Genomic DNA, 11,944 nt, shown 5'->3' on the forward strand with positions numbered 1-11,944 from the left:
ATGTAAAAATCCCGCTGAGGAATCAGCGGGATTTTTTATGCATCTTTATCTTTTTTTAATTTCCCTTTTTGCTTTGCCATTTCTCGAAGTAAATACTCGATGTGTGCATTGACGCTACGAAATTCATCATTTGCCCATTTTTCGATGACTGCGTGTAATTCAGGATCAATACGTAATGGAAAGCTTTTCTTTTTAGCCATAATTACTTATAGCCCTTAGTATAGGCTTCCTGTATTAATAACTGGCTGCGCACCTTTATCTGAAACGATGGCAACTAATAAGTTGTTTACCATATTTGCTTTACGCTCGTCATCGAGTTCTAGTACGCCTTCTTCATCTAACATATGGATGGAATCTTTCGCCATCTTCACAGCACCTTCAACAATTTCTTTTCTAGCAGCTAATACTGCTTTTGCTTGCTGGCGTTGTAGCATTGCATGGGCAATTTCTGTTGCGTAAGCTAAGTGCGTTAAACGAGTTTCTAATACTTCTACACCAGCAATTTCAAGACGCGCCTCTAACTCACGTTTTAATTCTTCAGAGATTTCTTCAGTATTTCCGCGTAACGTAACGCAGGTTTTATCTTGGAAATTGTCATAAGGATATTTTGTTGCAACATGGCGGATTGCCGTTTCGCTTTGAATTTCTACAAATCGATCATAATGTTCAACACCAAACATTGCTTTTGCAGAATCAACAACTTTATATACGATAACAGCTGCAATTTCAATTGGATTTCCATCAACGTCATTTACTTTTAATTTTTTACTGTTAAAGTTTTCAACACGTAAAGATACAGTTTGACGGAATGCGAACGGAATCGTTAAAAATAAACCGTTTTGACGAATTGTTCCTAAATAATTACCGAAGAACGTAATAACCTTTGCTTGATTCGGTTGAACAATACCGATACCTGTAGCGAGAACTGCGGCTAATATAATAGTTAGTGCCGCTCCTATGAAAATTTCTTGTGCAAGGAAAAATACACCGATAGCAGCTAAAATCAAAATTCCAATAATACCGAGAAAACCATTTACATAAAATACTTGTTTTTCTTTCATATGATCGCCTCCTGATATAAAAATGATATCACTTTTATATCATTTTAAGCAAGAGGTATGCATCTAATTTTCTGAATTTTATTGGTTGATATCTTTTATATACATTTTAAGGTTCAAAAAGAGAATATACGTTCTGTTTTATGGTAAAATAAAGAAGACTTAACCGCCCACTGCAGCAGCTAAGTCCCTTTGAGAGCATCTTACATCGTGACAAATGATTCAAAGCGGTTTTGCCAGGATTATATCTTCAATCGCTGACTCAATCTCTTTGTCAGAAGCGTCATAACTTCCTTTTGACTCTGGCTTGTCATGAGTGGAAGTTTGATTCACTTCTTCTTTAGCATGTCCTTTTTCAGCAAAATTCATGCTAGGCATTTTAAATGCCCCCATGTTCATGTATTTTCCGAATTTCCACATTTCAACAACAGGGCAGAAACGAACAATTCCTTCTGCAACTTTCATTGCACCAATCCATAGAAAAATGTTAGACCAAGTGCACCACGGCTTGCGTACAAGTTTAGTTGCACTACATCCGAAGAGGACGAGCCCAAGTGTAATTCGAATTAGAGCGTTTATTGTCCCGATATTTTGCTTCATTAGAAAAACACTCCTTTTTATGAAAGTTGAAATAGATAATACTATTTCTTTTATTAGTATCCCGTTTGATTTTTGGGATATGTAATCCAACATTTGACGTGGAAAAAGATGTTGGAATGTGCGTGTGTGTAAGTAACTTTTTTTGTTATAATGAAAGAATGCATAAAAGGAACTTCAAAATTAAATCCTCTAGTTTAAAAAATATGGAAGAGGTAATTCCAAACTTAATTCTCCGTTTTAAACAAATATTTAAGATGAAGTTAAAACAATAATGATGAAAATAAACTGTTATTTTGAACAGAAATATATATAACTAGAGAAAAGGAAGGGTGTTTTCATGTACGATATTTCCGGATGGAAACATGTATTTAAGCTTGATCCAAATAAGGAGTTAAGCGATGAACATTTAGAAATGATTTGTGAGTCTGGAACTGATGCGGTTATTGTAGGCGGAAGTGATGGAGTTACAATTGATAACGTATTACACATGCTAGTTAGCATTCGTAGATATGCAGTTCCTTGTGTATTAGAGGTTTCTGATGTAGAAGCAATTACACCAGGATTTGATTTTTATTACATCCCAAGTGTTTTAAATAGCCGAAAAGTAGAATGGGTAACAGGTGTTCATCATGAGGCATTGAAAGAATTTGGGGATATTATGGACTGGGACGAAATTTTTATGGAAGGGTATTGTGTTTTAAATCCAGAAGCGAAAGTAGCCCAGCTTACAGAAGCGAAATGTGATGTAACAGAAGATGACGTTATTGCATATGCTCGTTTAGCAGACAAGCTATTACGTTTACCGATATTTTATTTAGAATATAGCGGTACGTATGGAGATGTTGAACTTGTTAAAAATGTAAAAGCAGAATTGAAACAAGCTAAGTTATATTATGGCGGTGGTATTTCTAATGCAGAACAGGCGAAAGAAATGGCACAATATGCTGATACAGTAGTTGTTGGAAATATTATTTATGATGATATAAAATCGGCGTTAAAAACAGTTAAAGCAGTAAAAGGAGAGTAGGTGCAGGCGTATATGAGTATGACAGATAAGTTATTAAACGGTTTAAATCCACAGCAACAAAAAGCAGTACAAACAACGAATGGACCACTTCTATTAATGGCAGGTGCAGGTAGTGGTAAGACACGTGTGTTAACACATCGTATTGCGTATTTACTTGGTGAAAAAGGTGTAGCACCATGGAATGTACTAGCTATTACCTTCACAAATAAAGCAGCTCGTGAAATGCGTGAGCGTATTGATACACTTGTCGGACCAGAAGCAGAAGATATTTGGATTTCGACGTTTCACTCTATGTGTGTACGTATTTTACGACGCGATATCGATCGTATTGGTATTAATCGTAACTTTACAATCTTAGATTCAGGTGATCAGCTAACTGTAGTCAAAAAAATTATGAAAGAGCGCAATATTGATCCGAAGAAATTTGAGCCGCGCTCTATTTTAGCGGGTATTAGTAATGCGAAAAATGAACTGTTATCTGCGGATAAATATGCAAAAAAAATTACAATGGCTGATCCATATGAAAAATTAACGAGCGATGTATACACAGAGTATCAAAAACGTCTTTTGAAAAATAATTCATTAGACTTTGATGATTTAATTATGACCACGATTCAGTTATTTGAACGTGTTCCAGAAGTATTAGAGTTTTATCAGCGTAAGTTCCAATATATTCACGTTGATGAGTATCAAGATACGAACAAAGCGCAATATCTTCTTGTTAAACATTTGGCAGCGCGTTTTAAAAATCTTTGCGTTGTAGGTGACTCTGACCAGTCTATTTATCGCTGGCGTGGTGCAGATATTTCTAACATTTTGTCGTTCGAAAAAGACTATGAGAATGCACAAGTAATTTTGTTAGAACAAAACTATCGTTCGTCACAAAATATTTTAAATGCAGCGAATGCTGTTATTGAAAAAAATACGAATCGTAAGCCGAAGAAATTATGGACAGACAATCAAGTTGGAAGTAAAATCTCGTATTATCGTGCTGCAACTGAAAAGGACGAAGCGTATTTTGTTGCGAAAAAAATTCGTGACGATATTCAAATGGGGAAACGAAAATATACTGATTTTGCAGTGTTATATCGTACGAATGCTCAGTCTCGTATGGTCGAGGAGATTTTCCTTAAATCTAACATTCCGTACAAAATTGTCGGGGGTACGAAGTTCTACGATCGTAAAGAGATTAAAGATATTTTGGCGTACTTACGTTTAATCGGTAATCCAGATGATGAAATTAGTTTTGCACGTATTATTAACATGCCAAAGCGTGGTATTGGTGCGACTTCTATCGATAAAATTATTAATTACGGTGTGCAAAACGGAATTTCATTAACTGCTGTATTTGATGAAATTGAGCATGTTGGAGTAAGTGCAAAAATTACAAAGGCAGTAAAAGAATTTGCGAATTTATTAAATAACTGGGTAAATATGCAAGAGTATTTATCTGTTACAGAATTAGTAGAAGAAGTTATTGAAAAAACAGGCTATCGCGATATGTTGAAAAATGAACGTTCTTTAGAAGCGGAAGGTCGTTTAGAAAACTTAGACGAGTTCTTATCTGTTACGCAAACATTTGAATCTCAAAGCGAAGATAAGAGCCTTGTTGCATTCTTAACAGATTTAGCACTTGTTGCTGATATTGATCGTGTAGATGAAGACCCAACTGCTGGTGAAGAAGTTATTTTAATGACGATGCACTCAGCGAAAGGATTAGAGTTCCCGGTTGTCTTTATTGTTGGCTTAGAGGAAGGGATATTCCCTCATACTCGTTCTCTTATGGAAGAGGATGAAATGCAAGAAGAACGTCGTCTTGCTTATGTAGGTATTACTCGTGCAGAAGAAGAGCTATATTTATCTAACGCGCAAATGCGTACATTATTTGGTAGAACAAGTATGAACGCTGCGTCTCGATTCATTACAGAAATCCCGACAGAACTAGTGGAATCATTAAATGAAACAGCGCCAAAGCGTGAAACATCGTTTGGTGCAAAAGGCAGAACGGCAAGTAGCGGCAAAACGACAATCACAACGACAACACGCTCTCGTTCAGCTTTCGCGCGCCCTGCAGCTAAGACGACAGGCGGCGAACAAATTGGCTGGGCAGTAGGAGATAAAGCTTCCCACCAAAAATGGGGAGTCGGTACAGTTGTAAGTGTAAAAGGTGAAGGTGATGCAAAAGAATTAGATATTGCATTCCCAAGCCCAATTGGTGTTAAACGTTTGTTAGCAAAATTTGCACCTGTGACGAAACAATAGAAAGGAATGAGGATATGTCAAAAGAGATAGCAAAAAAACGTATTGAAGAACTGCGTGATTTATTAAATACATTTAACTATCAATATCACGTATTAGACAATCCTTCTGTTTCTGATGCGGAATATGACCGTAATATGCAGGAGCTTATAAAATTAGAAGCAGAGAACCCAGAGTTTATGAGTGAAGATTCTCCCTCCGTTCGCGTTGGGGGGACTGTTCTTGATATATTTGAAAAAGTAACACATAAGTCACCAATGTTAAGTTTAGGAAATGCATTTAACGAAGGAGATTTACGTGATTTCGACAGAAGAGTACGTCAAGGAATTGATGGTGCGAATGTAAGATATATATGTGAATTAAAAATTGACGGGCTTGCCGTTTCGCTTCATTATGAAAAAGGACGCTTCATTCAAGGGGCGACACGTGGTGATGGTGTAACGGGTGAAGATATTACTCAAAATTTAAAAACGATTAAAGCTATCCCACTTCGTTTAAATGAAGAAGTAACGTTAGAAGCACGAGGCGAAGCTTATATGCCGAAGCGTTCATTCGTTAAACTAAATGAAGAAAAAGAGCAAAATGGAGAAGATGTATTTGCGAATCCGCGTAATGCAGCAGCAGGTTCAATACGTCAACTTGATCCGAAAATTGCAGCGAAGCGTAACTTATCTATGTTTGTGTATGGTCTTGCGAATGTAGAAGAAAAAACAATTCCATCACATAGTGAATCGCTTGATTTCTTAGGTGAACTTGGATTTAAGACAAATCCAAATCGCCGTACATGTGAAACAATTGAAGAAGTTATAGCTTATGTAGAAGAATGGCAAGAAAAACGTCCGCATCTTGATTATGAGATTGATGGAATCGTTATAAAAGTAGATGATGTTGCCCTTCAAGAAAGTCTAGGAACTACAGCGAAGAGTCCAAGATGGGCGATTGCTTATAAATTCCCGGCTGAAGAAGTTGTAACGAGATTAACAGGCATTGAATTAAGTGTTGGCCGAACAGGAGTTGTAACACCGACTGCAGAACTAGAGCCAGTGAGAGTTGCTGGTACGATTGTTCGTCGTGCTTCTTTACATAACGAAGATTTAATTCGTGAAAAAGACATTCGAATTGGTGACTACGTTGTTGTGAAGAAGGCTGGAGATATTATTCCTGAAGTTGTGAACGTTATTTTTGATAAGCGTACTGGTGAGGAAGAAGAATACCGCATGCCAACTCATTGTCCAGCATGTGAGAGTGAACTTGTTCGTTTAGAAGAAGAAGTAGCACTTCGTTGTATAAATCCAACTTGTCCTGCTCAAATTCGAGAAGGGTTAATCCATTTCGTTTCAAGAAATGCAATGAATATTGATGGACTTGGGGAACGTGTCATTACACAACTCTTTGATGCTGATTACATTCGTACATTTGCTGATTTATATGCATTGACGAAAGAGCAATTATTACAGTTAGAACGTTTTGGTGAAAAATCAGCAACAAACTTAATACAAGCAATTGAAAATTCTAAAGAAAACTCGTTAGAGCGATTATTATTTGGTCTTGGAATTCGCCACGTTGGAGCGAAAGCAGCACGTACATTTGCAGAGCACTTTGAAACGATGGATGAGCTTGTAAAAGCAACGGAAGAAGAACTAAAAGCAATTAATGAAATTGGCGAAAAAATGGCTCAATCTGTTGTGACATATTTTGATAATGAAGATGTATTAGAGTTATTACAGCAGTTTAAAGAGTATGGCGTGAATATGAAATACAAAGGTATAAAAATTGCAGATTTACAAAATGTTGAATCTTACTTCGCAGGAAAAACGGTTGTTTTAACAGGTAAGTTAGAAGTTATGGGACGAAGTGAAGCGAAGAAGAAGATTGAGGCATTAGGTGGAAAAGTAACGGGAAGTGTTAGTAAGAGTACGGATTTAGTTGTTGCAGGTGAAGCGGCTGGTTCGAAATTAGCACAAGCGGAGAAACATAATGTTGAGGTTTGGAATGAAGAGAGGTTCTTACAAGAGCTAAATAAGTAAGAGGTGCAAACTTACCATGAAAAAAATAGCATTAGCGGTATTAAGCCTTGGCCTACTTGTAAGTGGGTGTAGTGCAGGTGCCGACAAAGATGAAAAAGTGGCTGAGAAATCGGGGAAAGCAAAAGAACAATCAGTTGTTCCAAAATACGCTATTTCGGATGAATATTATAAGACGACTATTCCATTTGATGGTGGAAAGGCACGTGGTTTAGTCGTGCAAGGGTTAAATAGTCGTCTTGATATAGATGAATTTGAAACAGGGTTAATGCGAATTGCAAAAGAATCATTTAGTACGAAAGATAATTTTTTAAAAGGCGGAAAAGCTCTAGATACTCAAACTATACAGATGCTTGTTAAAAGAAAACGTACAGATGCTGAACAAAAGGAACTAGAGGACAAATTAAAAAAAGATGCAGTTAAATTTCCTAATATAGGATTAAACCCTGCATTAGGAACAGGATCCGAATCACTAGAAGTGAAAAATAAAAAAAATCCAATATATATTTCGAATATTTTAGAGCATGATTATTATGTGAAAAAAGGCGATAACGACGAGGAACGCGTTGGTATGGTAGTTGGATTAGCGATGAATTCTGTTCAATATTTTAACGAAGAGCATGGTTATCCACGTGAAGCTGCAATCCCGGATGAAAAGATGTTAGCTGAAGGGAAAAAAATGGCGCAAGAAATTTTGAAAGTCATACATCAAAAAGAACCTGAAACCAAAAATATTCCAATAACATTTGCGATTTATCGCCAAGCTCCAAAGTCTTCTCTCGTGCCAGGTAATTTTGTTTCTTATGCAAATGCCGAAAAAGGTAGTGAAACGGTTGAAGATTGGAAACAAATTAATGAAAAATATTATTTGTTCCCATCAGAGCAAGCGAAAACAGATAATAAACGTGAAGACCTTGCAAGAGTATCCAACTTTAAGGCAAAACTAAGCGATTATTTCCAAGGCGATTATACAGCTGTTATTGGTACTGGTATGTATAGAGATGATGAATTAAGAGAAATGAAGCTTGATATTCCTGTCCAGTTTAATGGAAAAGCTGAAATAGTTGGTTTTACACAATATGTGGCAGGGCTTGTTATGGAATACTTCCCGAATTATATGAAAGTACAAGTAACGATTAAATCTGTAGAACGCCCAGAAGCTATTATTATACGTGAAGCAAAACAAGATGAACCACTTGTGAAGATTTTAGATTAAATATGAAGGCTGTTCCTCTATGGAACAGCTTTTTTTCTTATGTAATTTTGTTATAATTTAAAATGTTGTAAAAAATAGGGGTAAGGGGTAAAGCTCATGGAAGAATTAAGTTTTCAAGTCATTATTTTATTAATTGCATTCGGTTTTTTAGCAGCTTTTATTGATTCCGTTGTTGGAGGAGGAGGGTTAATTTCGCTTCCTGCACTTATGTTTGTTGGCTTATCGCCAGCTTCGGCAATTGCAACGAATAAATTAGCGGCAACAATGGGGACGTTTACGAGTGCGATGTATTTCATTCGATCAGGAAAAGTTGATTTTAAAATTGTAGGAAAGTTAATCCCGTTAACTATTGTTGGAGCTGTTGCAGGTGCTTTAGTAGTAAAATTTATTCCACCGGATATTTTACGCCCATTAGTACTTGTAATGTTGGTATTTATTGCTATTTATATTATTGCAAAAAAGAATTGGGGAAGTGTGTCTACCTATAAGAAGATGACGCAAAGAAAAACATTAATATTTTTCTTTGCTATTTTAATGATAGGATTTTATGATGGATTTTTTGGACCAGGGACAGGGTCGTTTTTAATTTTTGCATTTTTATTAATTGGCCTGGATTTTATTCAAGCGGCAGCATCTGGAAAACTTTTGAACTTTGTTAGTAATATTGTATCTTTAATTACTTTTTTATTTTTAGATATAATTCATTTTGAATACGGTATTATCATGGGATTATCAATGATCTTAGGTGCTTATTTTGGATCGAAGTTTGCGGTTCAAAAAGGTGTTGGATATGTAAGGACTTTATTTTTATTAGTTACTATATTATTGATCGGGAAAAATGTTTTGGAATATACTCATATTTTGTAGATTCATACGCATGTATGAATCTCTTTTTTTTATTATATTTTAAAAATTTATTAATTTTTAAAATATAAGTCTAGGAATATTTGAATAAATCTAAATTATCGTGTAGAATAATGTTGTAAAATGTAAACGTTTTTCTAAGGGGAGGCTAAAAAAAATGGTAGTAGCATACAAACATGAGCCATTTACAGATTTTTCAGTGGAGGCTAACAAATTAGCGTTTGAAGAAGGTTTAAAGAAAGTAGAATCTTATCTTGGACAAGACTATCCATTAATTATTGGGGGAGAAAAAATCACTACAGAAGACAAAATTGTTTCTGTAAACCCTGCAAATAAAGAGGAACTTGTTGGTCGTGTTTCAAAAGCAAGCCGTGAGTTAGCTGAAAAAGCAATGCAAGTAGCGGATGAAACATTCCAAACTTGGAGAAAATCAAAGCCAGAAATGCGTGCAGATATTTTATTCCGTGCTGCAGCAATCGTTCGTCGCAGAAAACATGAATTCTCTGCTATTCTTGTAAAAGAAGCAGGTAAGCCATGGAATGAGGCAGATGCTGATACAGCAGAAGCAATCGATTTTATGGAATATTATGGTCGTCAAATGTTAAAATTAAAAGACGGTATTCCAGTAGAAAGCCGTCCAATTGAATATAATCGTTTCTCTTACATTCCATTAGGAGTAGGTGTTATCATTTCTCCTTGGAACTTCCCATTCGCAATTATGGCAGGTATGACAACAGCTGCTTTAGTTTCTGGTAACACAGTATTACTAAAACCAGCTAGTACAACTCCTGTAGTAGCAGCGAAATTTATGGAAGTATTAGAAGAAGCTGGCTTACCAGCTGGCGTAGTAAACTTCGTTCCAGGTAACGGTTCTGAAGTTGGTGACTACTTAGTAGATCATCCTCGTACACGTTTCGTAAGCTTCACGGGATCTCGTGATGTAGGTATCCGCATCTATGAGCGTGCAGCGAAAGTAAACCCAGGACAAATTTGGTTAAAACGCGTTATCGCTGAAATGGGCGGTAAAGATACAATCGTTGTTGATAAAGAAGCAGATCTTGAATTAGCAGCTAAGTCTATCGTTGCATCAGCATTCGGATTCTCAGGACAAAAATGTTCTGCATGTTCTCGTGCAGTAATCCATGAAGATGTATATGATCATGTATTAAATCGTGCTGTTGAATTAACAAAAGAATTAACAGTTGCTAACCCAGCAGTATTAGGTACAAACATGGGTCCTGTTAATGACCAAGCTGCATTCGATAAAGTAATGAGCTATGTTGCAATTGGTAAAGAAGAAGGTAGAATCTTAGCAGGTGGCGAAGGAGACGATTCTAAAGGCTGGTTCATCCAACCAACAATCGTTGCTGACGTTGCAGAAGATGCTCGCTTAATGAAAGAAGAAATCTTCGGACCAGTAGTAGCATTCTGTAAAGCGAAAGACTTCGATCATGCACTTGCAATTGCAAATAATACGGAATACGGTTTAACAGGTGCTGTTATTACTAACAACCGTGACCATATTGAAAAAGCACGCGAAGACTTCCACGTTGGTAACTTATACTTCAACCGTGGATGTACTGGTGCAATCGTAGGTTACCAACCATTCGGTGGCTTTAACATGTCTGGTACAGACTCTAAAGCTGGTGGACCTGATTACTTAGCACTTCACATGCAAGCAAAAACTACTTCTGAAACTTTATAAGAAATAGTAGAGGAGCTCTTCACAGAATGTGAAGAGCTCCTTTTAAAATTGAAATCCTATATATTACCATCGTTCGAAGGGAATGAGCTAAAACCTATTAATAGCGGGATAAACATGTGAACAGAAATAAAATGATGAGAAAAGTTGACTTATTAGTCATATTTTTTAGTATTCATTTTGAGAATTTCCTGTATAATACAATTTGAAAGAAAATCTATGGTTCGACAAGGAACACTCCTTTCGGTTTTGCTCACTGAAAGGAGTGTTTTTTTATGTAGCTAAAAATTCTTGCGTGCTTATTACATTTGCATATACGCCATTTAAACTAGCTAAAATTGTATTGTGAATGTAAACAGCTGGTATAGTAGCGTTCTTAAAAGACAGGTCTTTTGTAGCACAAGCATCATGTATAACGGTACATTGAAAGCCAAAATCGAATGCAGCCCTTACTGTAGCATCGATACACATATGAGTCATCATCCCGCATACAACGACATGTTCAATATTTAAACGTTTTAATTGCTCTAGAAGATTAGTTTCTCGGAAGCTATTTGGATAATGTTTGACTATAACTGTTTCTTCTCTAAGTGGACGTACGCTTTCGTGAATATGTACACCTTCTGTATTAGGTAGGAAAAAAGTAGCGTCATCTTTTATAGCTACGTGTTGGATATGAAAAATAGGTTCGCTGTTTGTTCTAAAGTGTTGTAATAACTGATTAGCATATTCGCTTGCTTCTACTGGATTACGCAATTCCATCTTTCCATTTGGAAAATAATCGTTTTGAATATCGATGAGTAAAAGAGCTGTTTTCATATATTTATCTTCCTCCGAGTTTCATATTCAAATAAATTTATTCAATTCGTAGAGAAGATTCTCCTGTTTAAAAATATGAGGAAGAAGAATTTTAAATAACCTTGAAAGTTACTATTTTCTCATGAATTTTCATCTGAAAATTTTAATAAAGGAATAATTAATATTTTTCTAAAAAATGTATTGACTCTTATTATTCTGAGTTCTATAATGAGAATTAATTAAACGACAATTAAATCGATACATTCTTATCCAGAGAGGTGGAGGGACTGGCCCTACGATACCTCAGCAACGGGTTTTTTTAATACCGTGCTAACTCCAGCAAGCCATATAAAGGCTTGGAAGATGAGAAGATGTGAACGAGTACATATAAGTGCT

10 protein-coding genes and 1 riboswitch are annotated in these 11,944 nt (G+C 36.0%); of the genes, 6 read left to right on the forward strand and 4 right to left on the reverse strand.

All coding sequences use genetic code 11. From position 1 onward, the window contains the following. Positions 1–35 precede the first annotated feature (35 nt). The 3 genes from NST90_RS01710 to NST90_RS01720 form a co-directional block, all read right to left on the reverse strand. The gene (locus NST90_RS01710) at positions 36–200 is read right to left on the reverse strand and encodes a toxin-antitoxin system HicB family antitoxin (RefSeq protein ID WP_001085171.1); all 165 of its coding nucleotides are present in this window, start codon (positions 198–200) and stop codon (positions 36–38) included. Positions 201–215: 15 nt separating this feature from the next. Then, positions 216–1,061: an SPFH domain-containing protein gene (locus NST90_RS01715; RefSeq protein ID WP_283748312.1), complete on the reverse strand. Its 846-nt coding sequence runs from the start codon at positions 1,059–1,061 to the stop codon at positions 216–218. A 219-nt stretch (positions 1,062–1,280) separates the two neighbouring features. Next, positions 1,281–1,658, reverse strand: a complete 378-nt coding sequence (locus NST90_RS01720; protein WP_000812345.1) for a DUF2892 domain-containing protein — start codon at positions 1,656–1,658, stop codon at positions 1,281–1,283. Between the two features lie 337 nt (positions 1,659–1,995). Between NST90_RS01720 and NST90_RS01725 the strand changes: the two genes are divergently transcribed. The 6 genes from NST90_RS01725 (at position 1,996) to pruA (ending at position 10,753) form a co-directional block, all read left to right on the forward strand. Continuing rightward, positions 1,996–2,685: a heptaprenylglyceryl phosphate synthase gene (locus NST90_RS01725; RefSeq protein ID WP_000272103.1), complete on the forward strand. Its 690-nt coding sequence runs from the start codon at positions 1,996–1,998 to the stop codon at positions 2,683–2,685. A gap of 12 nt (positions 2,686–2,697) precedes the next feature. After that, positions 2,698–4,947: a DNA helicase PcrA gene (pcrA, locus tag NST90_RS01730; protein ID WP_033695235.1), complete on the forward strand. Its 2,250-nt coding sequence runs from the start codon at positions 2,698–2,700 to the stop codon at positions 4,945–4,947. A 14-nt stretch (positions 4,948–4,961) separates the two neighbouring features. Next, positions 4,962–6,971, forward strand: coding sequence for an NAD-dependent DNA ligase LigA (gene ligA, locus NST90_RS01735; protein ID WP_000031449.1), 2,010 nt, complete (start codon positions 4,962–4,964; stop codon positions 6,969–6,971). Between the two features lie 16 nt (positions 6,972–6,987). After that, entirely contained in the window at positions 6,988–8,184 is a 1,197-nt protein-coding gene (locus NST90_RS01740; protein WP_000717026.1) for a CamS family sex pheromone protein, read from the forward strand. Positions 8,185–8,280: 96 nt separating this feature from the next. After that, positions 8,281–9,051, forward strand: a complete 771-nt coding sequence (locus NST90_RS01745) for a TSUP family transporter (protein WP_000391974.1) — start codon at positions 8,281–8,283, stop codon at positions 9,049–9,051. Positions 9,052–9,205: 154 nt separating this feature from the next. After that, complete coding sequence (pruA, locus tag NST90_RS01750) at positions 9,206–10,753, forward strand: L-glutamate gamma-semialdehyde dehydrogenase (protein WP_000259555.1); 1,548 nt, start codon at positions 9,206–9,208, stop codon at positions 10,751–10,753. A gap of 270 nt (positions 10,754–11,023) precedes the next feature. Here pruA and NST90_RS01755 read toward each other — a convergent pair whose 3' ends face one another. After that, positions 11,024–11,569, reverse strand: coding sequence for a cysteine hydrolase family protein (locus NST90_RS01755; RefSeq protein ID WP_000844891.1), 546 nt, complete (start codon positions 11,567–11,569; stop codon positions 11,024–11,026). Positions 11,570–11,811: 242 nt separating this feature from the next. Beyond that, positions 11,812–11,918, forward strand: a riboswitch (SAM riboswitch). The last annotated feature ends 26 nt before the right edge of the window (positions 11,919–11,944 follow it).

Source organism: Bacillus sp. FSL E2-8900 (genome assembly GCF_037966225.1).
GTDB lineage: Bacteria > Bacillota > Bacilli > Bacillales > Bacillaceae_G > Bacillus_A > Bacillus_A cereus.

Excerpts from the sequence above, each read along its gene's own strand:
- NST90_RS01745 (WP_000391974.1), top strand. The coding sequence starts at position 8,281 with ATGGAAGAATTAAGTTTTCAAGTCATTATTTTATTAATTGCATTCGGT.
- NST90_RS01710 (WP_001085171.1), bottom strand. The coding sequence starts at position 200 with ATGGCTAAAAAGAAAAGCTTTCCATTACGTATTGATCCTGAATTACAC.
- ligA (WP_000031449.1), top strand. The coding sequence starts at position 4,962 with ATGTCAAAAGAGATAGCAAAAAAACGTATTGAAGAACTGCGTGATTTA.
- pcrA (WP_033695235.1), top strand. The coding sequence starts at position 2,698 with ATGAGTATGACAGATAAGTTATTAAACGGTTTAAATCCACAGCAACAA.
- pruA (WP_000259555.1), top strand. The coding sequence starts at position 9,206 with ATGGTAGTAGCATACAAACATGAGCCATTTACAGATTTTTCAGTGGAG.
- NST90_RS01720 (WP_000812345.1), bottom strand. The coding sequence starts at position 1,658 with ATGAAGCAAAATATCGGGACAATAAACGCTCTAATTCGAATTACACTT.
- NST90_RS01755 (WP_000844891.1), bottom strand. The coding sequence starts at position 11,569 with ATGAAAACAGCTCTTTTACTCATCGATATTCAAAACGATTATTTTCCA.
- NST90_RS01725 (WP_000272103.1), top strand. The coding sequence starts at position 1,996 with ATGTACGATATTTCCGGATGGAAACATGTATTTAAGCTTGATCCAAAT.
- NST90_RS01715 (WP_283748312.1), bottom strand. The coding sequence starts at position 1,061 with ATGAAAGAAAAACAAGTATTTTATGTAAATGGTTTTCTCGGTATTATT.
- NST90_RS01740 (WP_000717026.1), top strand. The coding sequence starts at position 6,988 with ATGAAAAAAATAGCATTAGCGGTATTAAGCCTTGGCCTACTTGTAAGT.